The sequence below is a fragment of the Brachybacterium sp. J144 genome (assembly GCF_036321705.1).
In the GTDB taxonomy this organism is placed as follows: Bacteria; Actinomycetota; Actinomycetes; order Actinomycetales; family Dermabacteraceae; genus Brachybacterium.
In genome coordinates this window covers 52,508-79,326 of sequence record NZ_JAZDCG010000031.1, presented here as the reverse complement: position 1 = coordinate 79,326, position 26,819 = coordinate 52,508, and the positions used below count along the sequence as shown (strand labels likewise).

Genomic DNA, 26,819 nt, shown 5'->3' with positions numbered 1-26,819 from the left:
ACGGAACCGGCTCCTGCCCCGCTCCGATACGCTCGACCCATGGGATCCGGCCACTCTCCGTCCGCCGTCCGGCGCCTTCTCGGCGCGACCCTGCGCATCGTGCGCCGCACCACCTCGAGCGCCGGTCATCGCGTGCGCCGGGCCGAGATCGGCAAGCCCCTGGACACCGGGGGCTTCCTCGGCGCCTCGGTCACCGGCTGGATCTCGACCTCGCCCAGCTTCCTGCCCCGCACCTGGTGGATGTGGTCGGCGAACATCGGCCTCTCGCAGATCTACGGCTATGCCGCCGGGGTCCTCGCCGGGAAGGTGGTGCGGCGAGCGATCGCCGGCATTGGGCTGGAGATGTCGATCGCCCCGGACCACCGGCGGCGGGCCCGCTGGGCGGGCGCCGCGGCGCTGATCGGGATCTCGGCCTACTCCTGGGCGCGCGGCGTCATGCGCCAGCGGGAGATCAGCCATCTGGTGCGCGCCGAGCCGAAGGGCCTCTCGACCGCTGCGGTGGGCACCGTCGGCGGGGTCGCCTTCTCCGCCGCGGCGCTGGTCGCAGTCCGCGCGGTGCGCTCCACGGCGCAGCTGTACCGGGCGATGCTGCGGCCGTACCTGCCGCCGCGGCTCGTGGGGGGCGTGTCCCTCGTGCTCACGGCGGTGACGGTCGGCGTGCTGGTGGAGCGCCTGATCCGGGGGCGGCTGCTGGAGCAGATGATCGAGCGGGCCGAGGCCGCGAACCGCCTGATCTCGCCCGACGTCCCCCGCCCCGTCTCCCCGCTGCGCTCCGGCAGCCCCGCCTCGCACGAGACCTGGCAGTCCCTGGGCGCCCCGGGACGCAAGATCGTCTCCTCCGGGGCGAGCGCCGAGCAGATCGCCGCGGCCACGGGCGAGGACGCGCAGGAACCGATCCGGGTGTACGCCGGGAAGTCCTCCGCGCGCTCCCTCGAGGAGACCGTCGAGGCGGTGATCGCCGAGCTCGACCGCACCGGCGCCTGGGAGCGCGAGGTGCTCGTGCTGTTCACCGGCACCGGCACCGGCTGGCTGCAGGAGTGGTCGCTGTCCGCGATCGAGTTCCTCACCGGCGGGAACTGCGCGACCGCCTCCCTGCAGTACTCGGTGTACACGAGCGCGCTGAGCTACCTGGTCGACCGCCGCTCGCCGCGCCGCGCCGGGAACCTGCTGCTGCACGCGGTGCGCCGGCGCCTGAAGTCGCTGCCGCCGGGGCAGCGGCCGCGGCTGTTCGTGGCCGGGGAATCGCTCGGCTCCTTCGGCGGGCAGGCCGCCTTCCGCGACCTGCAGGAGATGCTCGCGAGCGTCGATGGCGCCGTGTGGACCGGCACCCCGAGCTTCACCCCGCTGTGGCGCGAGCTGGTCTCGCGCAGCCGGGAGGGTGCGCCCGCGATCGCCCCGATCCTCGACGACGGCCGCCACATCCGCGTGGTCACCCGTGAGGCGGATCTGCACCGCAACTACCACGGCGGCCTCTACGCCGAGTGGAAGAGCCCGCGGGTGGTCTACGCCCAGCACCCTTCGGACCCGGTGGTGTGGTGGCAGCCGGCGCTGCTGTGGGACGAGCCGCGATGGCTGCGGGAGCGGGTGGGGCACGATGTCACCCCGGCCATGCGCTGGTTCCCGTGGATCACGTTCTGGCAGGTCGCGGCCGATATGCCGCTGTCGATCAAGGCGTCCGGCGGGCACGGCCACTCGTATCACGAGGAGATGGTGCCGATCTGGGCCGCGGTCCTGGGGCAGGACGCGGGCGGGGCGCTCACCCTGGTGCAGCGCCGTCGCCACCAGGCGATCACCGAGGCGATCAGGCGGGTGCATCCCCGCGGCTGAGGGGTCGCTGCGGATCGCTGCTCCACTGCGACCAGGAGCCGGGGAAGAGCCGCGCCCCGTGGATCCCGGCCCGTTCGAGGGCGAGCAGGTCATGGGTCGCGGTGACCCCCGAGCCGCAGTACACGACGGTCTCCCCGTCGGGGTCGACGCCCGCGGCGAGGAAGCGCTGGCGCAGCGCCTCAGGGGCGGCGAAGCGCCGCTCGGCGTCGAGGTTCCCGGCGTAGGGGAGGTTGACGGCCCCGGGGATGTGGCCGGCGCGCGGGTCCACGGGCTCGACCTCGCCGCGGTACCGCTCGGGCGCGCGGGCGTCGATCAGGAGCGCTCCCCCGGCGGCGACCTCGTCGATCGTCGCGATCCGGTGTGCGGGCCAGGGGCGCTCGGGCACGCTGCCGGGGGCCGGCGGCGGGGTCTCGCCGCTCTCGAGCGGCCCGTCCCAGGCGGCGATCCCGCCGTCGAGCAGCGCGGCCTCCTGCCCCACGGCGCGCAGCATCCAGACCAGTCGGCCCGCGGGGGCGCCGTCGGTGTCGTCGTAGGCGACGACGACGGTGTCCTCGTCCACCCCGAGGCGGCGCAGGGTCGCGGCGAAGTCGGCGGGTTCCGGCAGCGGATGGCGGCCGACGGCGGGGCCCGCCGGGGCGGCGAGCTCGGTGTCGAGGTCGACCCAGTGGGCGCCCGGCAGGTGCCCGGCGAGATGGGCCTCGCGCCCAGTGGAGCCGTCGAGGGCCCAGCGCACGTCGAGCAGACGCACGGGGGCCTCGCCCTCCAGCAGCTCGTGGAGGCGGGCGGAGTCGATGATCGGGTCGAGCGCAGCAGCCATGGTGGCGAGCCTACTGCTCAGGAGCGCACCTCGAGGTCCACGCGGACCAGGCGATGGTCGGAGGTGGGGAAGGGGTAGGTGCCGGTCAGCTCGCTGCCGGGGCGCCCGGAGCGGGGCCAGAAGACCGCCGAGGAGACCACCTGGAGGGTCTTGGCGGGCAGCACGTAGTCCACGCGCAGGTTGCCCGGGGAGGGGCTGTCGCCGAAGTCGGCGGTGTCGAAGCGAGGATCGCTCCGGTGGGAGTCGTTCGCCCCGCCCTGCGCGGCCGCCTCCTCCGCGCCCTCGGAGCTCGGTCGGGTGTCGCGCACGCGCGCGTGGGTGAGCAGCTGGTCGATCGCGCCGGGCCAGGAGTCGCCGTCGGCCGGATCCGAGTTGTAGTCCCCGAGGATCACGAACTCCTCCTGCGGGGCGAGGCCGCCGACGACGCCGGCGTCGTCGGTGATCCAGCGGGAGCGCCGGCCGGGGCTGAGGTAGTCCGCCCAGAGACGGATCTCGTCGTTGTTGCGCCGCTGGTTGCGCTTCTCGGGGCCGTCGAAGCTGGGCGGGGTGGGGTGCGCGGCGAGCACGTGCACGGTGGTCGAGCCGATCCGCACCGGCACGTCCCAGTGGGACTTCGAGCTCAGGCGCAGCTGCTCGGCGATCTCCTCGCCGTAGAACTCGACGGGCAGCAGGCTCGAGGGCATCGCCGCCCAGCGCAGGTTCTGGAAGGTGCGGATCTGCCCGGTGAGGATCGGATGACGGGACAGCAGCACCATCCCGTACTGGCCGGGGAAGGCGCCGAAGCCCCAGGCGTCATCGGGCCCGCCGACGGTCCCGTCGCGGTTCAGGTCCAGGCCCGAGGGCACCCCGGTGTTGACGGGGGCGGTGTAGGCGTAGGGGTAGTGGACGGGGGTCGCGCCGTTCTGGCTGACCTCGAGGTACTTCTCGCGCAGCAGGTCGATCGCGCGGCCGTCCTCGTCGAAGTCGACCTCGTTGAGCAGCAGCACGTCGGGGTTGTTGAGCTGGATGACCTGCGCGACGGCGCGGATCTGGGGGTCCTCGCCAGTGGCCAGGTCCGCGAGCAGCTGCCCCTCCTCCGCGCGGTTCAGCGACGCGTTGTAGGTGGCCACCCGCACCCTGGTGGTGCCTCCGCCGCGCCGGGCGGGCTGCGGGGCGGCTTCCGCGGCGGCGGGCACCCCCAGACCGGCGGCTGCGGCGGCGACGAGGGCTCCACGACGGCTGATTCTCGGCGACATGGTCTCCATTGTGCACGCTCCCGGGGATCGGCGACAGCGCCGGCGCAGGCCCGCGAGCACGTCATTCCACCCGGATGCGCTGCACGCGCCGCAGGTGGTCCCCGGTGTTGTCGCCGTTCATGCGGGCGCTGCTCTGGCGGTTGTTCTCGCCGACCTTGCGGTCGTTGCTGCGCAGGTTCCCGACGCGCACCTCGGTCTCCTTCTCGAAGACGTGGCGCTTGTCGGTGTTGCGGTAGTAGCGGTAGATCAGCCCGTACACGGCGGCGAACACCGCGGGCCCCGCCAGGAGCGGGAACAGGAAACCGGCCGCCGAGGAGTCGCCGGAGCCGGCCAGCAGCAGGGGATAGAGCTCGATCATCGGATGCTCCTCAGCTGACGAAGAAGAAGGCCAGGGACAGCGCGGCGGCCACGGCGGTCGCGACGACCCCCGAGGCGCAGGCGACGGCGAAGATCTTCGGATGGGAGACGGGCACCGAGCCCATCGTCGTCCCGGTGCGGCCGTTGACCGCGATGTAGTGGGTGAGGGAGCTGCCGTCGAGCGCGGAGTCGGCATAGGAGTACAGCCACACCGGCACGTACACCGCGACCCAGCGGGTGCCGTGCACGGCCACCCCCTCCCGCTCCCAGCGCACGCCGCGGTCGAGACCGCGGACGGTCGGCTGGGCCTTGGCCCGGGCGATGGCGAGGAACTTCTCCTCCACCTGGCCGTCGAGATCGCGGACGTTCAGGTCGCGGCGCTCCGAGGTGAAGCCCTTGAGGTAGTTCGCGTTGTAGGTGACGGCATTCTCGGTGTCATAGGGCTGCACGGCGTTGAGCACGTTGTTGGTCGCCGAGCGGTTGTCCTGGGCGGAGAAGCGCTGCGCCGACTCGATCGTGAGGTCGTCAACCAGGAGGTCGAAGGCCCGCTGGACGCGGTAGACGTCCGCGTCGTAGCGGGTCTCGCGCCGCTTGTTGTCGCCGCTGCCGACCGTCACCGTGTACTGCCTCGTGGTGACCTCGCCGGTGCCCTGCAGCACCGCGTGCATGTTCCCGTCGACCACCAGGTACGGGATGTACACGCCCATGACGTTGTCGGGCACGTACTGCTCCTTGAAGCGGGCGTGCGCGAAGGCTCGTCGGTTCGCGACGAAGGCGTCGATCTGTGCGATCGCCTGCTCCCGGGTGAGCGCGAAGGGCAGCACCGCATCGGGGATCGCCCCGTTGGGGATCTGCGTGTTCAGCGAGAGGGTCTGGCGGCACCAGTGGCACCGCGACTGCACCTGCTCCGCCGCGTTGATCACGACCTCCGCCCCGCAGCCCTGGCATTTCAGGGTGACGACCGAGAGGTCCTCGCGGACGTCCGCCGTGCCCGAGGCCATGGTGTGCCCGCGCAGCTCCGCGATCGCGGAGTCGAGCCCGAATGCGGTCTCGGCGACCTTCTCGTTCCACTGGAAGCGGCAGTACCCGCACACGAGCGAGCCGACCGAGATCTCGTAGTGGATCTCGGCCGACCCGCACCGCGGGCACTTGTCGAGGCCGTCGTCCCTGCCGGAGCTGGTGTCGACGATGCGGTCGTCGGTCACAGGCCGAGCGCGGCCTTCTTCGCCGCCTCGTAGTCCGCCTCGGAGATGAGGCCCTGGTCCAGCATCTGCTTGTACTGGGCGAGCTTCGCGACCGGGTCCTCCGCGGCGGGGGCCGCCGGAGCGGCCGGGGCCGCCTGCTGCTGCGGGGCGCCGGTCTGCTGGACCGGGTTCACGAGGCCGCCGACGGCACCCGCACCCGCGCCGAACATGGCCAGGCCCGTCCCGCCGCCGTTCTCGCCGGCGGCCTGCACACCGCGGGCCACGGACTGGTTGAGGTAGGACTGCGAGCGGGCGCCGGAGAGGGCGTCGGCCTTCTGCACCTCGGTGAGCAGGGCGCGGGTGTTCGCGTCGTACTCGATGGAGACGATCGCGGTCTTCACGATCGCGAGGCCGCGGTCGGTGGACCAGCGGTAGCCCTCCTCGACGGCGGCGGAGAGGGACTGGGCGAAGCCGACGGAGTCGCCCTGGATCTTCGTGATCCGGTTCCCCTTGTCGGGATCGTTGGTGTAGCGCGAGAAGGCGGCGGCGAGGGAGCCGACGACCTCGCGGAACAGCTGGTTGCCCGCGGCGTTGTCCGGATCGGAGAAGTCGAACACCCCGGCGTTCGCGGAGATGAAGGTGGCCGGCACGAAGTTGTGCACGAAGAGCAGCGGGTCCACGATCCGCAGCGTGTACGAGCCGCGGGTGACCGCGCCGACCTGCGAGTTCAGGTAGGCGTCGTCCCAGTAGATCTCCGACTGGGTGCCGAAGCGGTTGTCGGGGATCTCCTTGAGGTTGACGAAGAAGGCGAGCTGCTGCGAGGAGGGGCGGCCGCCGAACTTGAAGCGCTCCCAGGAGGTCTGCACGGTCGAGGCGAGCATGCCGTCGCCCGCGAAGACGGAGCGGGAGTCCGGGGAGGAGTCGGTGAACTCGTAGCCGCCGGCCTCGGTGACCAGGCCCGTGGCCCGCCCATCGACCACGGTGATCAGCCCGTACCCCTGCGGCACGATGATCTTCGACCCGTTGGTGATGACGTTCTCCGAGCCGCGGGTGTTCGAGCCGCGACCGGAGTTGGTCCCCTGCGGCACCGCCGGGAACAGCGCCGCGGTCTGCGGCAGTCCCGACGGGACGGTGAGGAAGTCCTTCCACTGATCGGCGAGCATGCCGCCGACAGCGCCCTTGAATGCCTGGATGAATCCCATGTCAGCTCCTTCGAAGCCCCCGAGCGTGTGATCGGCGCCATGCTACCGCCCCTCCCCGGGCGATCGCTGGGCGCCCGGTCAACCGGGCCCGCTGATCAGCCGCTGATGTCGAAGCGGGCGAGCGAGCGCTTGTCGCCGGAGCTCTGCAGCTCCAGCAGCTGCGCGTAGATCCCGCCGGAGGCGGCGAGCTCAGCGGGGGTGCCGATCTCGTCGATCCGGCCGTCCTCGAGGGTGATGATCCGGTCCACCGTGGCGATGGTGGAGAGCCGGTGGGCGATGATCAGCGAGGTCCGCCCCTCCATCAGCTCGTCGAGGCCCTTCTGCACCTGCCGCTCGGCGCGGGTGTCGAGAGCGGAGGTGGCCTCGTCGAGGACCAGCACGGGGGCGTCCTTGAGGATCGCGCGGGCGACCGCGACCCGCTGGCGCTGCCCGCCGGACAGCTTGAGGCCGCGCTCCCCGATGACCGTGTCGTAGCCGTGCTCGAAGCGGGAGATGAAGGCGTCGGCGTTCGCGCGCCGGGCGGCGTCGACGACCTCCTCGTCGCTCGCGCCGGGTCGTCCGTAGGCGATGTTCTCGCGGATCGTCCCGGAGAACAGGGAGGCGTCCTGGAAGACCACGCCGATCCGCGAGCGCAGCTGGTCCAGCGGCAGCTCGGTGCTCGAGCGCCCCACCACCTCGACGCTGCCCTCGCGCGGCTCGTAGAGGCCCAGCAGCAGGTTCACGATCGTGGACTTGCCGCCGCCGGACTCGCCCACCAGGGCGACCTTCTCGCCGCGGGCGATCTCGACGTCGATCCCGTGGAGAACGTCTTCGCCGTCCTCGTAGGCGAAGGACACCTCGCGGAAGGCGACCACCGGCGCTCCCGGCACCGGCTCGACGAGGTCCTGCGCCGGGGCGCCGTCCTCGCCTGCGGCGAGCATCGCGGCGGTGCGCGGGTCGACCGGCGTGGCCATCACCCGGAAGTAGTCGCGGCTGCCGGCGATCGCCCGCTGCGAGGAGTCGATCACCCAGCTCATCGATTCCACCGGGGCCTTGGCCATGCTCATCAGCTGCACCAGGAGCACCATCTCGCCGAGCGTGAACTGCCCCTGCACGGTGCGCACGAAGATGATCGCGTAGATCGCGAAGAACACCAGGTTCAGCACCGCCCGACGCAGCACGTCCATGGTGTGCCAGTGCGTGGACTGGGCGCGGGTGAGGCCGTCGGTCGCGCCGAAGCGGCGGGAGAAGTCGGCGAGCTCCCCGCGCTCGCGCACGAAGGACTTCACCACGCGGATCTGGCCGATCACCTCGGCGAAGCGCCCGGAGGCGATGTCCACCTGCTCGTTTTTCTCGCCCTCGAGCCGCTGCCACTTCACCGAGGTGAGGGAGGTCAGCCAGACGTAGATCGGGAAGACGATCAGCAGCAGCAGCGCGAGCGGCCAGGCGTAGTAGGCGCTGATGCCCAGCACCGCCGCGGTCGTGATCAGCATCGCGGCGAAGGAGTTGGACATGGTCTTGGTGAACTGCGAGATCTCGGCGATCGAGCGGTTCAGCCGGGCGACGATCGTGCCGGTGATCTCGCCGTCGAACCATCCCTGCGGGAGGTGCAGCAGCTTCTCGTAGTAGCGGGTCGAGAGGATCGTGCGCATCCGGTTGCTGAGCACGTCGCCGTACCAGCCGCCGATGTTGGAGACGACGGTGTTCAGCAGCTCGGCGACCAGCACCGCCGCGGCCAGCAGCAGCACGGTGCGCACCGCCGCGCCGGTCCCGGTCGCGTCGGAGACGGCGCCCGCCACCGTGTCGGTCGCCCGGCCGATGAGGAAGGGGACGGCGAGCGCCGCGAGGGAGGTCAGCACCGAGCAGATGATGACCGCGGTGTACAGGGGCGCGAGGGAGCGGGTGAAGCGCACGATGCGCAGCAGGGAGGACACGGACAGCAAGCCTAGGGGCTCGTGGGCCGCGTCAGTCCGCCTTGGGGCCGACGATCCCCAGGAGCACCCCGACGGTGACCCGCTCCCCCGCGCGGCGGCGGCGCGCGGCCCCGGTGATCAGGGCATAGGGCACCAGCAGCACGAAGCCGACGGCGCTCACGAGCAGGATGGGGACCACGATCGAGCCGTCGTTGGCCCCGGTGCGGGCCACCAGCAGCGCCGCGGCGATGTTCCGCTGGCTGGTGAGGATCGCGGGCCCGTCGGGCACGGTGAGGGTCTCCCCGGCGAGGTCCCCCGCGAAGCGGCCGGCGATGAAGGCGAGGGTCACCAGGCCCACGGCGACCAGGATCGCCGGGGACAGCAGCAGGTCCAGCAGCAGCGAGCTGTTCGACCCGAAGCCGGAGAGGAACATGAGCACCGCCGAGACCGCCGCGACGCTCCCGGCGATGCGGGCGAACAGGTCCGCCCGGGAGGGGAAGACCGCGGCGATCACGATCCCGGCGACCATCGGGGCGAGCATCGTGCCGAGCAGGAGGCGGGCCACCGCCCAGCCGTCGACCTGCACGTCCTGCAGCAGCACCGGCACCACGAGCGGCATGAACACGATCGAGCCGAGCAGCAGCACCGCCATCGGCCCGGCGGTCTCCCCGTAGGGGATCTTCGCCATCGCCCCGAGCTGCAGCACGAAGGGGGCGCCCGCGGCACACAGCGCGATGATGAACCCCTCCCCCGCCTTCTCCGGCAGGAGCGGGCTGACCAGGATCAGGATCAGGGTGCCGACGGCGGGGACCACGACGAAGTTCGCCCCGAGCACGGCGAGCACCGTGCGGCGGTCCCGCAGCTGGGCGGCGAAGGCGTGGATCGGGGTGCGCAGGCCCATCGACAGCATCGAGGCGATCGCGAAGATCGGCACGCTGATGTGGATCAGCGCCACCAGGACCGATTCGAGGGTGTGCACCGCAGAAGCCTACGCGGGGCCGGTGCCCTCAGATCCAGCCGTGCTCGGTCGCGGTGCGCACGGCCTCGGCCCGGTTGGCGACGCAGAGCTTCCCGATGACGGCGGAGAGGTGGTTGCGCACGGTCCCCTCGGAGAGGAAGACCCGGGCGGCGATGTCGGCGGTGGTGCCGCCGCGGGCCGCGGCGCGCAGCACCTCGGTCTCCTTCGCGGTGAGCGGGTTCGGGCCGACGGCGAGGGACTGGGCGGCGAGCTCGGGGTCCACCGCGCGCAGCCCCCGGTGGACGCGGCGGATCGCGTCGACGAGCCGGTCGACGGGGGCGTCCTTGACCATGAACCCGTCGGCCCCCGCCGCGAGCGTGCGCCGCAGGTAGCCGGCGCGGCCAAAGGTGGTCAGCACGATGATCCGGACGCCGCTCCCGCGGAGCGCCTCGGCGACCTCGAGGCCGTCGGCGGGGCCGGACTGGCCTCCGCCCCGCCTGCCGGCGGGCATCTGCACGTCGAGCAGCAGCACATCGGGTCGCTCCCGCTCGACCAGGTCGAGGGTCTCGGCGCAGGTCGCCGCCTCGCCGACGACCTCGAGATCGCCCTCGAGGCGCAGCAGGGCGGCGAGGCCGCTGCGCAGCAGCGCCTGGTCGTCCGCGAGCAGGACCCGCAGCGGGGCGGTCATGCGGGGCTGCTGTCGCGGGGCACCCGGGCGATGAGCAGCGTGCCGCTCCCGCTCGGCGGGGGCGAGGCGATCTCGAGGCTGCCTCCCGCCGCCTCGAGGCGCCGGCGCAGACCGGCCAGCCCGCTGAGGGCACGGGACGGCGGCAGGCCGGTCCCGTCGTCGAGCACCTGCACCTCATCCTCCTCGAGGGTGAGGGTGCAGCGGGTCGCGCCCGCATGCCGCACCACGTTCGTGACCCCCTCGCGGATCGCGTAGCCGAACAGCTCCGAGCGCTCCTCGGTCAGCTCGGGCAGCGCGGTGGGCGTGACCGCCTCGATCCCGGCGGCGCCGAGCACGCTGCGGGCCGCGGCGATCTCGTGCGCGGCGCGCACCTCCTGCATGCCGGAGACGGTCGTGCGCACGTCGGCGAGGGACTGCCGGGAGATCCGCTCGATCTCGCCGAGCCGGGCGCGGGCGGCCTCGGGGTCGGTGGGCAGCAGCCGTTGGGCCAGCTGGGCGGTGACGGTGATCGTGGTCAGCGAGTGCCCGAGGATGTCGTGGAGGTCCCGGCCGATCCGCTCGCGCTCGACAGCGACGGCGAGATGGGCGTTGCGCCGCTCGGCCTCATCGAGCCGCTCCTGCAGGATCCCGCGCTCGATGCCCTCGGCGAGGCCGAGGGACAGCACCAGGCCGACGAGGGCGAGCACCACGGCGATCGGCCGATCGGTCGTGGCGGCCGGCAGGACCGCGGCCACGGCGATCACCGGGACCGTCACCCGCGCCCAGCGCAGCGGCAGGATGATCCCGTGCATGACCTGCTGGAACATCACCATGTACAGCACCTCGAGGCCGATCACCCCCCAGAGGGCGCCGAGGAGGGCCCAGGCCGCGGCGAGCCACACCAGCCGGTCCCGCACCGGATAGGCGCGCAGCCCCGCGGTGTAGGCGAAGAGCACCGCGTAGAGCGCGCAGATCAGGGTCACCAGGAGCGCCCGCGGCACGCTCAGCTCGGTCCACGCCGGGATCAGGATGTACAGCAGGAACAGCAGCGAGGGCACGTTGTAGAACAGCGAGCCGCTGTCGAGCGCGGCGCGGTGCACCCCGCGCGGCGTGCGCGGGGGCGGCGGCGGCATGTCGGTCACGGGAGCATCCTCGCAGGCCTCAGCGGCGGGAGGCGCGGCGGGCGGCGCTGCCCAGCAGCAGGGCGCAGGCCAGCACCAGCCCCAGGGTCCAGGCCGCGAGGACCGCGAGTCCGCGAAGGGGCAGGTCCCCGCCGACGATCCCCCAGGCGCCGATCTCCCCGAGCCAGTAGGTGGGCAGCAGCACCGAGATCTGCTGCAGCCAGTCGGGGAACATCTCGAAGGGGAACCAGAGCCCGCCCGCGACGGCGAGCAGCATCGTGCCGATGGTCACTACGGGGCCGACGGCGCTGGGCTTCAGCGCGAGCCCCACGGCGAGGCCGAGCAGCACCATCGGGACCATGCTGATCCAGAGCACGAGGAGCACCCGCAGCGCCTCACCGGCGGTGATCTCCACCCCGGCGAGGAGCACTCCCGCGAGGATCACGCCGATCAGTGCGGGCAGCACGACGACCTGGGCGGCGATCAGCTTGCCGGTCACGAAGCTGCGCGGCTCGAGCCCCGCGACCATGAGCTGGCGCAGCCAGCCGTTGGTCCGCTCGACCTGGATCAGCGAGCCGGTGTTGAGGGCGGCGGTGAGCCCGCCGTAGGACGCCATGTTCACCATGATGAAGGTGCCGACGGTGGCCCCGCCGGGCAGCTGCTGGCCGCCGTAGATCTGGTCGAAGAGCAGGAACATGATCACCGGCAGACCGACCGTGAAGAACACGAAGAGCACGTTGCGGAGCGTGAGGCGGATGTCGGCGAGGGTGTAGCGGACGGTGCGGGTGAGCTGCGGGACATCGGCAGTGGTGGCGGTGGCGGTCATGAAGTGCTCCTGGTGGTCAGCTGGAGGAAGGCGTCCTCGAGGGAGGGCGTCCCGACGAGCACGTCGCGGACGTCGGGCCCGCCGGGGGCGAACAGGGCGGCGAGGGTCGCGTCGGAGTCGCTCGTGGCGAGGCGGATCCGGCCGTCCTCGAGCAGCTCGGTGCCGCCCACCCCGGGCAGGCGCTCGAGGTCATCGCCCGTGGCCCCCGAGCCGAGGGCGAGGGTCACGACCCGTCCGCCGATGCGTTCCTTGATCTCCGCCCCGGTGCCGTCGGCGACGAGCCTCCCGGCTCTCATCACCACCACGCGGTCCGCCTGCTGGTCGGCCTCCTCGAGGTAGTGGGTGGCGAAGACGATGGTGCGGCCCTCGACGGCGACGGCCCGCATCGACTCCCAGAAGCGGTGCCGGGTCCCGACGTCCATCGCGACCGTCGGCTCGTCCAGCAGGATCACCTCGGGGTCGGGGAGCAGGGCGAGGGCGAAGCGCACCCGCTGCGCCTCGCCGCCGGAGAGCTTCGAGGTGTTCCGGCGCAGGAGGGGCGCGATGTCTGCCCGCTCCACGACGTCGTCGATCGGCAGAGGGTGCGCGCACACCGCGGCGACGAGCCGGAGCAGGAGGCGCACCGGCACGTCCTCGAGCAGCGTCCCGTTCTGCAGCATCGCCCCGATCAGCCCGCGCCGGGCGGCCTCGGCGGGCGGGACGCCGAGCACCCGGACGGTGCCCGCGCTCGGGGTGGCGAGGCCCAGCATCATCTCGGCGGTGGTGGACTTGCCGGCTCCGTTGGGGCCCAGCAGGGCGAGGATCTGGCCGCGCGGCACGGTGAGGTCGAGGTGGTCCACGGCGGTCACCGGGCCGTAGGTGCGGCGGACGCCGCGGAGGTCGAGGGCGGGGGTGCTCGAGGTCATGCCCCTACTGTGCGGGCGGATCCCGCCCCGGTCCCATGACAGCTGTCATGCTGTGTCGATGCTGATCAGACAGGTGATGCTGCGCGGTGCGGACGCGCCGACGGATCTCCGCGCGACCGCGGGCCGGATCGTGGAGATCGGCCCGTCCCTCCCTCGGCGCGCGGGCGAGGAGGTCCACGAGGCGGGCGGCGCGCTCGCGATCCCCGGGCTGTGGGATCAGCACGTGCACGCAGGGCAGACCGCGCAGGGCTATGCCCGGCTGGACACCGCCGGTGCCGCCTCGACGGCGGAGATCGTCGCGCGCGTCGCGGCGGTGCTCGGGGCGGACCCGGTGCTGGTGGGCTTCGGGCACCGACTGGTGGATCTCGCGGGCGAGCCGACGGTCGCGGCCCTGGACGCGGTCGGCGGCGACCGGATGCCGGTGGTGCTGATCGGCGGCGATGCGCACCATGCGTGGATGAGCTCCGCGGCGCTCGCCGCCCTGGGCCTGCCGCAGCGCACGGGCGTCGTCGCCGAGGACGAGTGGTTCGACGCGGTCGCCCGGCTCGAGGAGCTGCCGGGGGTCGCCGCGGGCCTCGAGGCGGGGATCGACCGGCTGCAGGAGGACGCCCTCTCCCGGGGGCTGGTGGGTCTGACCGACATGGAGTGGGGCGAGACCTGGAGCCTGTGGCGGCGCCGCGACGAGGAGGGCCGGGTGCGGATGCGGGTGCGCACCGCGACCTACGCCTCGGGGCTTCCTGCCGTCCCGGGGCCGACGGGCACGGTGCTCGGTCTCTCGAGCCTGGTGACGATGGGACCGTTGAAGGTCATCGCCGACGGCTCCCTCGGCTCCCGCTCCGCGTACTGCCGGCATGCGGGCGGGCCCGTCGGCGTGCTCAGCGACTACGCCCTCGAGCTGCCGCAGCTGCTGACCCGCGCGGCGCAGCTCGGCCTCGAGCCGGCGATCCATGCGATCGGGGACGCGGCCGTCGGCGTGGTGCTCGACGCCTTCGCGGCGACGGGGGCGAGGGGTCGGATCGAGCACGCCCAGCTGCTGGCCGACGAGGACGTGGCCCGGATGGCGGCGCTCGGGGTGCGGGCGTCGGTGCAGCCGGCGCACCTGCTGGATGACCGCGACCCGACGGAGGAGCTGATGCCCGACGCGGCCCACCTCGCCTACCGGTTCCGGGACCTGCTCGCCGCGGGCGTCCCGCTGCTCTTCGGCTCCGACGCCCCGGTCGCGCCCGTCGATCCGTGGCTCGCGATGGCCGCCGCGGTGCACCGCAGCGCCGACGAGCGCGGGGCCTGGCACCCCGAGCAGGCCCTCCAGCCGCACGAGGCCCTCCTCGCCTCGACCGACGGCATCGACGCGCTGCGCGTCGGCGGCCCCGCGGACGTGGTGCTGCTCGCGGAAGACCCCTTCGAGGAGGTCCCCAGTGCCGCCGCGGCCCGCGAGGCGGCGGCCCGGCTCAGGGAGGTGCGGCCCCTGGCGACGATGGTGGGCGCCAGGGGCTGAGGGGCCTCAGGCCGTCCGCGCGAAGAGGTCGAAGAACTCGTCCGCGAGCAGCACCTCGACGTCGCTCGGCAGCGCCTCGACGAGGGCCACCACATCACTCGGCGTCCAGCTCCAGGCGTTGATCAGCCCGGCGAGGAAAAGAGGCCCGTTCCCGTCGTGCGCCTCGATCCGCTCGAGGATCGCGTTCACGTACACATCGACCGATCCGGCCGGGTAGAGGATGCCGATCAGCGGCACCGCCGCCCCCGGTTCGCTGATCGCCCCGGACTCGTCGGTCTGCAGGATGCCCCGCAGGTCGACGTCGGCCGCGTACTGCTCGAGCACCCAGTCCGGCAGCGGCTCGGCGGGCTCCCCGGGTCGCGGGGTCGAGTACGCGTAGACGACGTCGAGGCCCGTGCGTCGCTGGTAGTCGCCCGAGAGCCGGGTGAACACGCCCCAGTCCTCCTGCGGCCACGAGTCGCCGTAGGTGTACCCGGCCCCCGAGGGTCCGCACACCAGCAGGTCGTTCTCGGTCGCGGTGTCCTGGAAGTGCTTCAGGATCGCCGGGCCGATGTCCTCCAGCAGCGGGGAGACGGTCCAGTTCATCGGCACCGCACCGCGGCCCGGGTCGTCCCACAGCTCGCGCATGTGCCGCTGGCAGTACTGGATGTTGTCGCCCTCGCCGATGGTGAGCGTCAGATAGGTGCGGTCCTCGACCGGGCGCTGCGAGGGCGCGGCGGGCTTCGCCCGGGTGCTCGCGCGCATCGCGGAGAGCACGGTCGCATTCACGTAGAAGTCGGCGGCCACCACGATCACGGAGGCGCGGCTGCACAGCTCGACCCCGGACCACTCGCCGGCGACGTCGTTGCTGAACCAGCCCGCGTAGACCGTGCCCGGCTCGACCTGGGCGAGCAGCTCCTCGAACTGGCTGCCGCTCTCCCCCGAGGGCGGGAGCCAGCTGACCAGGGCCCCGGTGGCGACCGAGAAGTCGCGGAAGGAGGCGAAGGGCTCGACGCGCGTCGGCGCCTGATCGGTCGCGGAGACGACGAACTGGTTCTCCAGGGTCAGCGCCGCGCTCAGCGCCGCCGTGCCCTCGGGCACCGCGAAGCGGTAGATCATCCGCCCGCCGCCGTCGGCGAAGCGCAGGCCCTCCTTGGTGGACGAGCCGCTGCCGTCGAAGAGGAACTCCTCCTCGCCCGGGGTGTTCGGCACGAAGGAGGCGATCACCTCCCCGTCGGCCGTGACCTCGACGCCCGTGAGCGCCGGACCCCAGCCGTCGCTGGTGAAGCCGTCGGTGAGGCGTACGAACACCTCGCCGGTGCCGAGCGCGCCGGAGAGGTCCACCGTGTAGGTGTCGAGGTTCGAGGAGTCGGTGACGTGCTCCGGCTCGCGCAGCAGCTCGGTCCATTCGATGCCGTCGACGGCGACGGTCTGCGTGGGCGGCAGGCCGACGAGGATCTCGTGCGTGCACTCGGGCCAGAGATTCGCCATCGCCCAGTCGTGGACGGCGGCGGGGACGTCGGCGAAGCGCCCGCTGAGGTCCTCGAGGATCGGCAGCGAGAAGCGCTCGGCCTGCTCGGCGCTCGCCACGACGCCGCCCCGCAGGCCCGCGAGGGTGGTCGCGAGGTTGACGGTGTGCGGGGACGCGAGGTCGTAGACGACGGCGCCCGTGATCCGGTCGCGATGCTCCTCGACCAGCGCGAAGGGGTCCTCGAGGCGGCGGGCTCGCACCGGCAGGTCAGGCAGCCAGGTCTCGTCGACGTCGTCGAGGATCACGTACACCTCGGGGCGGTCGCGGTTGACGAGGCCCTGCAGGGTGATGAGCAGCAGCCGGTCGAAGCCGTCGAGCTCCCGCAGGTCGGCGACGGTGATCTTCCCGGCACCGCTGAAGGAGGGGAACACCCGCCCGTCCTTCCAGCGCACGCCGCGGCCGGGCGGTGGTCCCTCCGCGCTGGCCGGGGCCGTGGTCAGGGCACCGAGGGGCGCGGCGCCGGCGGTGCCGGCGGTCCCTGCGAGGAGGGTGCGTCGGGAGAGGGGGTGATGCAGGTCGGACGTCATCGTCGACTCCTGGATCGGGGATGGGACCTGCACCCTAACCACAGCGACTGCAACGTGGGAAGGGGAGGAACTGGACCGGTTAATCAGTGGCGTCGACGCCGGCACCCCGCCTACGGTGCTCCCAGCGCGTCCCGATCGGGCCGCCCCTGAGGGAAGGGGGAGCTGATGAGCGTCACCGTGCTGACCCCTGCCGTCCGCCCCTTCCCTCAGGAGAATCCATGACCCCGATCGACTTCTTCCTTCCCGAGCTCGACGACGACCAGCGCTGGTCCACCTGGCCCGAGACCGCGCACACCCTCGACCGCGGCCCGCAGCCCTTCCCCGCCTGGGTGGTGCAGCACGACGGCGCGATCGACACCGAGCTCGGCATCCTCAAAACCGGCAAGGAGGCCGACGCCTTCCTGCTCGAGCGCGGCCTCTCGCACGAGCTGTGCACCGGCGCCCCCGGCGAGGTGACCCTGCTGGTCGCGAAGCGCTATCGCGACCCGGACCAGGTCACCTTCCACCGCTCGAGCGCCTACACCGAGGGCCGCCGCACCAAGGACTCGCGCGAGGCCCGCGCGATCGCGAAGGGCACCGCCTTCGGCCGCAAGGCCGCCGCCGGCCAATGGGCCCGCACCGAGTTCGACGCCCTCGGCCGGCTGTGGGAGGCGGGCATCCCCGTCCCCTATCCGGTGCAGATCCAGGGCACCGAGCTGCTGATGGAGTTCATCGGCACCGACGACGAGCGCGGCCCGGTCGCCGCTCCCCGGCTGCAGGAGACCCGCCCGTCGGCCGAGGAGGCGGAGCGCTGGGCCCGCCGCCTGCGCGATGCCGTGCAGGAGATGGTCCGGATGGGCCTCGTCCACGGCGACCTCTCGCCGTACAACGTGCTGATCGACACCCGGCTGGCGGAGCCGGATCCGGTGATCATCGACGTCCCGCAGGTGATCGACCTGATCGCGAATCCGCACGGCCGGGAGTTCCTGGAGCGGGACTGCCGCACGCTGTGCACCTGGCTGCGGGCGCACGGCGCTCCCGACTCCGCGACCGACTCCGACGAGTGGCGCCGCATTTGACGCGGCCTCTCCTCCACCTCCATAGTTACCGAGCAACCATTACCTGGAAACCACGGAGGTCACATGTCGGTCCGCGCCGCGATGCTCGCGCTGCTCAGCGCAGGCGAGGCCAGCACCTATCAGCTGCGGAAGGCCTTCGACGAGGCCACGGGGCAGGTGCATCCGGTCAACATCGGACAGGTCTCCTCGACCCTCGCCCGGCTGGAACGCGACGGCCGCGTGGTCCGCCGCTCCGCGGAGCCGGAGGATGCCACCGCCGGCACCTGGACCCTCACCCCGGAGGGCCGGGACGAGCTCGAGGACTGGTGGATGCGCCCGGTGGACCGGGCCCGGCCGGACCGCCACGAGTTGGTCCTGAAGCTCTCCCTCGCCGTCACGGCCCCGGGCGTGGACGTCACCGCGCTCGTCCAGCGCCAGCGCACCGCGACCCTCTCCTCCCTGCACGAGGCGACCCGTGCCCGGCGAGGCATCGCCGACTCCGATCTCGCCGCCCGGCTCGTGCTCGATCACCATCTCTTCGCCGTCGAGGCGGAGCTGCGCTGGCTGGACGACGTCGAAGGCGTGCTCGAGCGGGCCGCGGCCACCCGGCCCGCGGTCTCTCCCGCCGACCGGCCCGCCGACTCCCGCGCGGAGGCCCGCCGATGACCCCGCTGCTCGAGCTGCGGGGTGTGACGCGGGTGCACGGCCGCGGTGCCCGCGAGGTCGTCGCGCTCCGCGAGGTCGACCTCGTCGTCGAGGCCGGGGAGTTCGTCGCGGTGATGGGTCCCTCCGGCTCCGGGAAGTCCACCCTGCTGCACCTGGCGGGCGGGCTCGCGCTGCCCGACGCCGGCGAGGTGCGGATCAACGGCCGTTCCCTGGCAGATCTCTCCGCGGCCGAGCGGGCCCTGCTGCGTCGCGACCAGCTCGGCTATGTCTTCCAGGAGCTCAACCTCCTGCCCGGGCTCACCGCGCTCGAGAACGTCGCCCTCCCCCTGGAGCTCGCGGGCCACCGGCCCCGCTCCGCCCGGACCGCCGCCCATGCGGCCCTGGTCGAGGTCGGGATCGACGACCTCGCCCCGCGCCTGCCCGCGGAGCTCTCCGGCGGGCAGTCCCAGCGGGTCGCGATCGCCCGCGCGCTCATCGGCAAGCGCCGCCTCCTGCTCGCCGACGAGCCGACCGGCGCGCTCGACTCCACGACGGGACGCGACATCATCGCGCTCCTGCGCGCCCGCGCCGATGCTGGCTCCGCCGTCGTCCTCGTGACCCATGAGCCTCGCTTCGCCGCCTGGGCGGACCGCACCGTCCAGCTGCGCGACGGCGGCATCGTCGGCGTCGCCGCCCCGGAGGTCGCCCCGTGGTCGGCATGAGGCCCATGCTCCGCCTCGCCCTGCGCGACGCCTCGCGCCACCGGGGGCGCTCCCTGCTCGCCCTCGCCGTGATCGCCGTGCCGATCGCGCTGGTCCTGGTGCTGCTGAGCTCGATGACCCCGGTCACGACGGACCGGGAGTCCGCACTCGCGGAGCTGCCCGCGCAGGCGGACGGCACCGTCACCGCGACCGCCTCCGCGAGCGCGGTGCAGCAGCTGCCCGAACGGGTCGGCCCCTGGATCGACGCGGAGGACCGCCGCCCAGCGGGCCCCGAGGAGATCGCCGCCGGCCTGCCGGAGGACGCCCGCCTGCTCGAGTGGTGGAACTCCCCCTCCCTGCTCCTCACCACGGAGCTCGACCTCGATCCCGGGGAGCAGGCGCGCGCCTCGACAGCGACCGCGGTCGAGGATCTCGAGGCCGCCTCGCTCTCGACCCTCACCCTGCACGAGGCCGCCCCCGAGGCGCTCGCGCAGCTCCTCCCCGAGCTCGCCTCGGGCACCATCCCTTCCGGCCCGGAGGAGATCGTGCTCTCCCGCGACGCCGCCGAGACCCGGGGCCTCCAGGTCGGCGACACGATGCAGCTCCTCGCCCCGCCCGACACCGGATGGCGCTCGACCGACGGCCGCATCGGCGCGGTCATGGAGGACTCCGCCCGCGGCTATGTCGTGGTGGGCATCGCGGAGGACACCGGCTCGCAGGCCTGGGCCCTGCCCGAGTGGGTCGCCCCGGCCGTCGCCGCCGATCCGCTCGGCGTCAGCCGGCACTTCCTGCTCATGGACGGCGCGGAGGTGACCTGGCAGCAGGTGCGGGACCTGAACGCCGACGGGGTCGCGGTGATCTCCCGGGCCGTGCTCGAGGACTACCCGCCGCGGAGCGAGCTGCCCCGCGAGACCACCGACGCCTCGCTCCTCGCCTCCCGGATCGTGCTCGCGGCCCTCGCCCTCGGCGGCGTCTCCGTGCTGCTGATCCTGCTGGTCACCCCCGCGATGACCATCGGTGCCGAGCGCATGCGCCACTCCCTCGCGCTCCTGGTCGTCGCCGGCGCCCGGCCGCGCCACGTGGCGCTGGTCCAGCTCGGCCAGGGGGCGCTGCTCGGACTCATCGGCTCCGCGCTGGGCGTCCTCCTCGCTCTCGGCGGGATCCCCGTCCTGCGGGTGCTCCTGGCCGGAGGCCCGACTTTCGGACCGCTGCCCTGGCGGGTCTCTCTCCTGCTCCTGCTGGCCGGGCCCCTGCTGGGCGTGGGCGCGAGCCTTCCCCCCGCACGCGCCGCGGCGCGGCTCGACCCGGTCGAGGCGCTCGCGGTGCGGCGCCCGTCGGCCGGCTCCCGCCGACGCTCCCCCGCCGCCGCCCTCGCCGCCGGGCTGCTCGCGGTCGCGGGAGCCGCGATCCTCCTCCTCGCCCCGACGGCCCCCGACCCGCTGTCGCTGATCTTGCTGCTGCCGGGAGCGCTCCTCCTCCTGCTCGGCGGCCTGCTGCTCATCCCCGGCCTGTTCGGGGCGGCGGAGGCGCTCGGGTCCGCCCTGCCCGGCGCCTCCATGCTCCGCCTCGCGGCCCGTGACGCCGCACGGCACCTGGGCCGCACCGCTCCCGCGGCCGCGGCGCTCCTGGTCTGCACGGCGCTCCTCGTCCTCCTCGCGACGACCACCGCATCGTTCCGGGCCAGCCGGGACCTCGAGTCGAACTCCATGGTCGCCCCCGGGCGTGCCGCGATCGGGATGGAGACCCCGATCAGCGAGGAGGTCGACCGCGCGCTCATCGGCTCGGTGCTCGAAGAGCTCGAGAGCCAGGGCCTCGTCGCCGATCATCGCCCGGTCAGCTCCTCGGCCGACGGCACCTGGATCGAGGCGACCCCCGCCCCGAATCGCAGCTGTCCCGACGGGGAGGGCCCGGACATCCTCTCGGCCGTCGACCCGGACGCGCCTCTGCACTGCGTCCCGGAGGAGGCCGCCTACGCCCCGAGCCGCGCCTTCCCCACCTGGCTCGGGAACGAGCTCTTCATCATCGCCCCCGAGGACCTGCGGGAGACGGGCTTCGACGGCGCCGAGCACGCCGCCGACACGCTCGCGGCGGGCGGCGCCGTCGTCAACGACGCGACCCGGCTCTCCGCCGACGGGACCATCGAGCTGACCCGTTCCGACACGGGCGAGAGCCGGACCGTGCCCGGCGCCTTCCTCACCGGCTTCGACGCCTCGGTCGCGATCAGCCCCGAGACCGCCCGCGAGTGGGGGGTCGAGACCCGCTACGTCGGCGAGATCATCCTCCCCGCGCACGCCCTCGACGCGGGCGATCTCGAGGCGCTCCGCTCCGCGGCCCAGGAGATCACCCCCGTGGTCACCGTCTCGGGGAACCCGGCCGAGGACCGTCTGGGGCTCACCGACGATCGCAGCTCGGTCCTGTTCCTCTGCGCCGCCGGGACCGCGCTCGCCGTCCTCGCCGCGCTGCTGTCCATGGCGCTCGGCCGTCACGAGTCCGCGACGGACCTGGCGATCCTGCAGAGCGTGGGCGCGACCCCGTCCCAGCGCCGACGCTACGGCGTGATGCAGGCGGTGGCCCTGGTGCTGGCCGGGATCCCGCCGGGCCTGCTGGTCGGCGGTCTCGTCTCCGGCGCGCTGGTCGCCACCGGGATGCTCGGCGCCTTCCTCGTCGCCGAGGTGCACCTGCTCCTGCTCGCCCTGTGCCTCGCCGCTCTGGTGGCCCTCGTCGGCCTCGGTGCGGCGGTGCTCACGCGCCCTCGGGGCTAGATCTGCCCGTCCCGTCGGGCCCGGCGCAGCCCCTCGAGGCCGATCACCGTCGTCCACGGACCGCGCAGCAGCTGCTCGCCGGGACGGAAGCCGTCGGCCGCCGCGAGACGTGCGGCGAGGTCCGGGCGCTGCGTGCGCAGCATGCCGTGGGCGCGCAGCTCGTGCAGCGGATCGGTCGCGATCACGATCCGGTCCGCGTCCTCGAGGAAGGGCGCCGTGAACGCCATGTTGTCCCAGGTGGAGCGGCTCTGTGTCTCGAGCGCGAGCTTCCCCTCGAAGCCGAGCTCCTCGCGGAGATGGCGCGCCATGAGCCCGGCCTCGGAGTGCGCCCCGCGCACGGCCCCGCCGCTGAGCACCATCAGCGACGACGCCGCGCGGGTATCCCGCGAGCGCAGGCCGATGCGGACCCGCTGCCGATTGACCGCGTTCAGCTCCGTGCCGTCGTTCCCGTAGCCGAGGACCACGATCACCTCGCGCCCCGTCGGATCCGTCGGCCGCAGCGCCGCGCGCACGCGCCGCGCCCCGAGGCCCACGGCGACCTGTCCGGCCGCGAGCACGAGCCCGGTGGCGCCGAGCCCGACGAGCAGCAGGCGGCGGATCACCGGCCCTCGGCGAGCGCCGCGAGGTTCTCGATCGAGGCGGCGAGCATCTCGGAGGTGGTGCGGGAGGAGCGGGCGATCCGCGCCTCGTCGACCAGCCGGGAGAAGTCGTAGGAGTGGGTGACGAGGGTGCGGTCCTCCGCGAGCGGCTCGAGCTGCCAGATCCACTCGTGACCGGGCGGCTCCTCGCCCGCCGGCGCGGTCAGCCACGCGATCTCGCGCCCCTCGACGAAGCGGGTGACGTGGTTGTCCTTCTGCTTCCCGGAGGTGTTGCGCATCGTGAAGACGTCGCCGACGGCGGTGACCCGCTGCCCCTCGGGGGCCTCGGCCAGGTTGCCGTTGCCGTCCCAGCGCGGCTGCTGGGAGGGATCGGCGATCAGCTCGAAGAGGGCGGCGGCGGGGGCGGCGATCTCGCGGGAGGCGGTGCGCAGGGTGCTCATGCGCCCATTCTCCCCTGGTAGCCCACCTCCCGGTGGGACACCCGGTAGCCGAGCTTCTCGTTGATCGAGATCATCCACGGGTTCACGTGCGAGTTGAAGGTGACCAGGCTGCGCACCTCCGGCGCCCGCTCGGCGAGCAGCGCGTGGGTCGCGACCTTGAGCGCGAGACCCAGGCGATGCCCGCGATGATCGGGCATGACCAGCGTGTTCTCCTGCCAGCCGAGGCTCGCCCCCGGGGCGGTCTTCACGTGGATCACCGAGTTCCCGGCGATCGTTCCGTCGGGCGCGACGGCGACCGACTGGAACTGGGTGATGCCCTGCTCGGCGAGCCGCCGCTCCCCCGTGCGGATCCGCTCGGGCGTGTACTCGGGGGCCTCGTACTCGATGTCCTCGTCGGGGTCGTCGAGGTCGAGCTGGCGCAGCAGCGCCCCGTAGGAGGCCAGGTGCTCCTCGGGGGCGGGGCCGTCCCAGATCTCGATCCGGTACCCATCTGCAGCCTCGGCGCGGAGGGTGTCGAGCAGCGCGGGGTCCAGCGGCAGGTCGAGCCGACGGCACACCCCGATGTTCTTCCGGCTCACGCCCAGTCGGGCGGCGAGGCGGTTGACCGGCAGCGCGGGATCGTCAGGATCCCCGTCGGCCGGGATCTCGCCCCACGCGCCGACGAGCGGACGCCCGGACTCCGCGATCGCGGGCCGCAGCGCCTCCTCGACGATCGCGGTGCCGATCCCCCGCCCGCGATGGGCCGGATGCACGCTCAGCCCCACCTCGACCAGCTCGGTGTTCTCCTGGAGCGGGAGGTGCACCGCGCCGCGGCCGACGATCATCTCGCCGCCCTCGAGCCCCTCGGCGACGGCGACCCAGCGCTGGGCGCGGGAGTACTCGGTGTCCTCGCAGGCCAGTCGGCGCTCGGCGACGGTGTAGGGCTGGACGCCGCCGAAGGCGTCGCGGTCGAGGGCGTCCTCGAGGGCGTTGTACTGCTCGAGCTCGGCGTCGGAGGCGGTGTCGAGAAGACGGATCGTGACAGGCATGGGGGCAGTCGACCACGCCGACGAGGGACGGCGCGAGCGTTTTTCCCGGCACCCTTGACCCTCCCCCGGGGACAATCCGGAGGGTGGTCACTGCCGGGACGGACCCGGCGCCCGGAAGGAGAACCGATGGACGGGACACTGCTGAGCATCGGGGAGCTGGCCGCCGCGAGCGGTCTCAGCCCCAAGGCGCTGCGCCTGTACGACGAGTCGGGGCTGCTGCCCCCGCGCCTCGTGGACCCGTTCACCGGCTACCGCTCCTACGGACCGGATCAGATCGACCGGGCGCGGCGCATCGCCGCGCTCCGGGGGCTGGGCATAGGCCTGGCCCGCATCCGCGTGGTGTGCGATCTCGACGACGACGCAGCCGCTGCCGCAGAGCTGCGCTCCTGGTGGCGACAGGAGGAGGCCGATGCCCTCTCCCGCGCCGCCGCCGTCGCCGACCTGGTCCGCGAGCTCGGGCAGCATCACTCGGAGGACATCATGACCACTTCCACCACCACGTCCACGACCACCCCGCGCACCGCCCTCGCCCTGCACCAGGGCCTCGAGCGGCCCACCCAGGAGGACTCCGTGCTGATCCGCGAGCTGCCGGGCGGCCGGGTGCTGCTCGCCGTGGCCGACGGCTTCGGCGGGGCCGACGATCTGTCCGCACGACTGCTGCGGACCCTGGCCGACGCGGTCGAGGCGGCCGCCTCGGCCCCGCCCCTGGCCGCCCTCGAGACGGCCTGGATGGCGGTGGAAACGCTGGTCCCGACCTCCGACGCCGCGGGCTCGACCCTCTCCGCCGCGCTGCTGGAGGGCGACCGCCTGCACGTGGCCCACCTGGGCGACACCCGGATCTCGCTCGTGCGCGCCGGACGCCTCGAGCACATCACCCAGGACCACACCCAGGTGCGCTCGCTCCTCGAGGCGGGCCGGCTCTCTCCCGAGGAGGCGGCGGCGCATCCGGACCGACGCCTGCTGAACCGGGCGCTCGCCGCGGGCGCCCCGACGGCTCCGGACCTGCTGGTGCGCCGGCTCGAACCGGGCGACCTGGTCCTGCTCTCCTCCGACGGCCTGCACGCCGTGGTGGATCCGGCGGACCTCGCGGAGGCGCTGGCCGCGGAAGGAGAGGATCTGGAATCCGTCGCGGCGCGATTAGTCGATCTCGCACTGGACGCCGGCGGCCCGGACAATGTGGGGGTGGCCCTGGCGCGGGTGTGACTTTAGGGTCGGAGGAATTCTCCGGAGTTCTCGGACTTTGGGGAATTCCTTCGCTCGCACCCCCGATACAGCCCCAACACCTGCGGCGACATCCTCGCACAGGGATCCGACAGACGAGTTCGCCCGTCCACAGAATGCGATCTTCAGGGCAACCGTTCCTCCCCACAACAGGGTTATCCACATACTCATCCCCATTCGGCGATCGGCCTTCCGTCGGGCTTTCTCGGCGAATATCCTGGGAGCATCGATCGGGCCAGCACCAGCGGCCCGCAGGGGTGAGGGGAGGTGGGGCGGATGGGCGACTTCGTGGACGACCACGACGCGAGCTCGCTCCTGCCTCCCGTCGCCCGCCCGGCGCTGCCCGAGTGGACGGTGCGGGCGCGTCGGCCGCTGACCGCGGAGCGGATGCTCGAGGAGGTCGCGTCGGGCAGCGTCGAGGCCAGCCGGGTGCTCGCGCTGCACCGCGCGTCGCTCGCCCGCACCCGGATGTACGCCCACCATCTGCGCCTGCTCGCCACCTTCTTCCGGGAGGATCCGGAGGTGCAGGGCCGCCCCGAGGACGCGGATCTCAGCGCGCTCAAGGTCGCGGTCGGGCTGCGGCTCACCCTGGACCAGGCCTGGGGCCAGGTGCGCGATGCCCGCACCGCGGTCGAGGTCATGCCGCTGACCTTCGAGTACGTGCGCCGCGGGGAGCTCCCGGAGTCGATGCACCACCGCCTCCTGCGCGCGGTGCGCCGCCTCACCGACGAGCAGGCCGCCGAGGTCGACGCGCACCTGGCCACCCTCGAGCTGCCCTCGGTCTCGGTGGACACCTTCACCCGGCACCTCCGGCTCGCCGTGGACCTCGCGACCGCCGGCGCCCTCCCCGCCCCGCCCTCCGAGAGCCGGGGCGTGGAGATCGTCGACGTCGACACCGCCTCCGGCACGGCCTCCCTGCTGGTCACCGGGCCGATCCTCGAGATCCAGGGGCTCGCGCACCGGCTCGACGTCGCCGCGCGCGCCGTCCAGGAAGCCCAGCGCCACGCCCTCGAGGAGGGGGCCGAGGGGCCGCTCCCCTTCGACCTCGACCAGGACCTCGCCGCGCGCGGTCGCCCCCACTCCTTGAACACGCTCCGCTACGCGATCCTCACCCATACCGTGCTGGACACGGATCCGGTGCAGGAGACCGCCTCGCCGTACCGGCTCCTCGTGACCGTCCCCGTCATGACGCTGCTCGGCCGGGACGACGCCCCCGCCCTGGTCGAGGGCACCACACCTCTCCCCGCGGAGCTGGCCCGCGACCTCGCCGCCGGGGAGGCCACCTGGACCCGGATCCTCACCGACCCCGTGACCGGCGCCTATCTCCCCGCGAGCGCGACGACCTATCGGCCCTCCGCCCAGATGCGGCTCCAGCTGCGGCTGCGCCACCCCGTCTGCGCGGTGCCCGGCTGCTCCCGTTCCACCGCCCTCGCCGCGGAGGACGACCACGTCCTCGAGTTCGACCATGCCGATCCCGCCCGCGGCGGGCCGACCGCCCTGGAGAACCTGCACCGCCTGTGCCGCACGCACCACCGGCTGAAGACCGCCGGCGGGATCGATCCCACCCGGGACCCGGGAGAGACCGGCATGCCCCTGCGCACCACCTGGACCCTCGATGACCAGCTCCGCACCCGCAGCGAGGAGGCCGTCGACCTGCTCACCCCGCACACCGTGCGGCTGCTCGAGCACGCCCGGCAGGAGCACGAGCGCCGCGCCGCCGAGGCTCGCGCCCTCCACGCGGCAGAGAGCAGCAGGCCCCCCGGCGAAGGGATCGCGCAGCAGCGACGTGCTCTGCTGGACCGCCACCGGGGCCGCCAGGTGATCCCGCGGTCGACGCCCCCGCCCGGTGAACCGCCGTACTGA

General features: G+C 73.3%; 23 protein-coding genes. 8 read left to right on the top strand and 15 right to left on the bottom strand.

Translation table 11 applies throughout. The annotated features are described in order from the left end of the window. Nucleotides 1-39: 39 nt before the first annotated feature. Nucleotides 40-1,827 carry an alpha/beta hydrolase gene (locus tag V1260_RS11905; RefSeq protein ID WP_329747032.1) on the top strand — a complete coding sequence of 596 codons (1,788 nt, stop codon included), beginning with the start codon at nucleotides 40-42 and terminating at the stop codon, nucleotides 1,825-1,827. On the opposite strand, the gene V1260_RS11900 is transcribed toward V1260_RS11905, so the two are convergent. The 11 genes from V1260_RS11900 to V1260_RS11850 form a co-directional block, all read right to left on the bottom strand. Then, the gene (locus V1260_RS11900) at nucleotides 1,802-2,644 is read right to left on the bottom strand and encodes a sulfurtransferase (protein ID WP_329747031.1); all 843 of its coding nucleotides are present in this window, start codon (nucleotides 2,642-2,644) and stop codon (nucleotides 1,802-1,804) included. The genes V1260_RS11905 and V1260_RS11900 overlap by 26 nt on opposite strands. A 17-nt stretch (nucleotides 2,645-2,661) precedes the next feature. Further along, on the bottom strand, nucleotides 2,662-3,879 hold the full coding sequence (locus tag V1260_RS11895; protein ID WP_329747030.1) for an endonuclease/exonuclease/phosphatase family protein: 1,218 nt from the start codon (nucleotides 3,877-3,879) through the stop codon (nucleotides 2,662-2,664). A 61-nt stretch (nucleotides 3,880-3,940) separates the two neighbouring features. Continuing rightward, nucleotides 3,941-4,237, bottom strand: a complete 297-nt coding sequence (locus V1260_RS11890; RefSeq protein ID WP_329747029.1) for a hypothetical protein — start codon at nucleotides 4,235-4,237, stop codon at nucleotides 3,941-3,943. Nucleotides 4,238-4,247: 10 nt separating this feature from the next. Further along, complete coding sequence (locus V1260_RS11885; RefSeq protein WP_329747028.1) at nucleotides 4,248-5,441, bottom strand: TFIIB-type zinc ribbon-containing protein; 1,194 nt, start codon at nucleotides 5,439-5,441, stop codon at nucleotides 4,248-4,250. After that, nucleotides 5,438-6,622 (bottom strand): SPFH domain-containing protein, encoded by a 1,185-nt coding sequence (locus tag V1260_RS11880; RefSeq protein WP_329747027.1) that lies wholly within the window; start codon nucleotides 6,620-6,622, stop codon nucleotides 5,438-5,440. Before V1260_RS11880 ends, V1260_RS11885 begins: the two co-directional genes overlap by 4 nt. 95 nt (nucleotides 6,623-6,717) lie before the next feature. Then, entirely contained in the window at nucleotides 6,718-8,535 is a 1,818-nt protein-coding gene (locus V1260_RS11875; RefSeq protein WP_329747026.1) for an ABC transporter ATP-binding protein, read from the bottom strand. A 31-nt stretch (nucleotides 8,536-8,566) separates the two neighbouring features. Then, nucleotides 8,567-9,493 (bottom strand): Na+-dependent transporter, encoded by a 927-nt coding sequence (locus tag V1260_RS11870; RefSeq protein ID WP_329747025.1) that lies wholly within the window; start codon nucleotides 9,491-9,493, stop codon nucleotides 8,567-8,569. A gap of 28 nt (nucleotides 9,494-9,521) precedes the next feature. Beyond that, nucleotides 9,522-10,160 carry a response regulator transcription factor gene (locus V1260_RS11865; RefSeq protein ID WP_329747024.1) on the bottom strand — a complete coding sequence of 213 codons (639 nt, stop codon included), beginning with the start codon at nucleotides 10,158-10,160 and terminating at the stop codon, nucleotides 9,522-9,524. After that, entirely contained in the window at nucleotides 10,157-11,272 is a 1,116-nt protein-coding gene (locus V1260_RS11860; RefSeq protein ID WP_329747251.1) for a sensor histidine kinase, read from the bottom strand. Before V1260_RS11860 ends, V1260_RS11865 begins: the two co-directional genes overlap by 4 nt. A 28-nt stretch (nucleotides 11,273-11,300) precedes the next feature. Then, entirely contained in the window at nucleotides 11,301-12,086 is a 786-nt protein-coding gene (locus V1260_RS11855) for an ABC transporter permease (RefSeq protein WP_329747023.1), read from the bottom strand. Then, nucleotides 12,083-12,991, bottom strand: coding sequence for an ABC transporter ATP-binding protein (locus V1260_RS11850; RefSeq protein WP_329747022.1), 909 nt, complete (start codon nucleotides 12,989-12,991; stop codon nucleotides 12,083-12,085). Before V1260_RS11850 ends, V1260_RS11855 begins: the two co-directional genes overlap by 4 nt. Before the next feature lie 58 nt (nucleotides 12,992-13,049). Here V1260_RS11850 and V1260_RS11845 point away from each other — a divergent pair, with 58 nt between their 5' ends. Beyond that, the gene (locus V1260_RS11845) at nucleotides 13,050-14,486 is read left to right on the top strand and encodes an amidohydrolase (protein ID WP_329747021.1); all 1,437 of its coding nucleotides are present in this window, start codon (nucleotides 13,050-13,052) and stop codon (nucleotides 14,484-14,486) included. A 6-nt stretch (nucleotides 14,487-14,492) separates the two neighbouring features. On the opposite strand, the gene V1260_RS11840 is transcribed toward V1260_RS11845, so the two are convergent. Then, nucleotides 14,493-16,523 (bottom strand): GxGYxYP domain-containing protein, encoded by a 2,031-nt coding sequence (locus V1260_RS11840; RefSeq protein ID WP_329747020.1) that lies wholly within the window; start codon nucleotides 16,521-16,523, stop codon nucleotides 14,493-14,495. 218 nt (nucleotides 16,524-16,741) lie between these two features. Between V1260_RS11840 and V1260_RS11835 the strand changes: the two genes are divergently transcribed. The 4 genes from V1260_RS11835 (at nucleotide 16,742) to V1260_RS11820 (ending at nucleotide 21,668) form a co-directional block, all read left to right on the top strand. Beyond that, entirely contained in the window at nucleotides 16,742-17,581 is an 840-nt protein-coding gene (locus tag V1260_RS11835; RefSeq protein ID WP_329747019.1) for a serine protein kinase RIO, read from the top strand. Nucleotides 17,582-17,644: 63 nt separating this feature from the next. Beyond that, nucleotides 17,645-18,226: a PadR family transcriptional regulator gene (locus V1260_RS11830; RefSeq protein WP_329747018.1), complete on the top strand. Its 582-nt coding sequence runs from the start codon at nucleotides 17,645-17,647 to the stop codon at nucleotides 18,224-18,226. Beyond that, nucleotides 18,223-18,927 (top strand): ABC transporter ATP-binding protein, encoded by a 705-nt coding sequence (locus tag V1260_RS11825; RefSeq protein WP_329747017.1) that lies wholly within the window; start codon nucleotides 18,223-18,225, stop codon nucleotides 18,925-18,927. The genes V1260_RS11830 and V1260_RS11825 overlap by 4 nt, the downstream gene beginning before the upstream one ends. Before the next feature lie 5 nt (nucleotides 18,928-18,932). Next, nucleotides 18,933-21,668 (top strand): FtsX-like permease family protein, encoded by a 2,736-nt coding sequence (locus tag V1260_RS11820; RefSeq protein WP_329747016.1) that lies wholly within the window; start codon nucleotides 18,933-18,935, stop codon nucleotides 21,666-21,668. Here V1260_RS11820 and V1260_RS11815 read toward each other — a convergent pair. From V1260_RS11815 to V1260_RS11805, 3 genes are read right to left on the bottom strand one after another with little or no spacing between them, the layout of a single operon-like run. Next, nucleotides 21,665-22,270, bottom strand: a complete 606-nt coding sequence (locus V1260_RS11815; protein ID WP_329747015.1) for a YdcF family protein — start codon at nucleotides 22,268-22,270, stop codon at nucleotides 21,665-21,667. The genes V1260_RS11820 and V1260_RS11815 overlap by 4 nt on opposite strands. Further along, complete coding sequence (locus V1260_RS11810) at nucleotides 22,267-22,707, bottom strand: SRPBCC family protein (RefSeq protein ID WP_329747014.1); 441 nt, start codon at nucleotides 22,705-22,707, stop codon at nucleotides 22,267-22,269. The genes V1260_RS11815 and V1260_RS11810 overlap by 4 nt, the downstream gene beginning before the upstream one ends. Next, a complete protein-coding gene (locus V1260_RS11805; protein ID WP_329747013.1) occupies nucleotides 22,704-23,735 on the bottom strand; it encodes a GNAT family N-acetyltransferase in 1,032 nt (343 codons plus the stop codon). Before V1260_RS11805 ends, V1260_RS11810 begins: the two co-directional genes overlap by 4 nt. A gap of 126 nt (nucleotides 23,736-23,861) precedes the next feature. Here V1260_RS11805 and V1260_RS11800 point away from each other — a divergent pair, with 126 nt between their 5' ends. Continuing rightward, on the top strand, nucleotides 23,862-24,938 hold the full coding sequence (locus V1260_RS11800; protein WP_329747012.1) for a MerR family transcriptional regulator: 1,077 nt from the start codon (nucleotides 23,862-23,864) through the stop codon (nucleotides 24,936-24,938). A 294-nt stretch (nucleotides 24,939-25,232) separates the two neighbouring features. Next, nucleotides 25,233-26,819 (top strand): HNH endonuclease signature motif containing protein, encoded by a 1,587-nt coding sequence (locus V1260_RS11795; RefSeq protein WP_329747011.1) that lies wholly within the window; start codon nucleotides 25,233-25,235, stop codon nucleotides 26,817-26,819.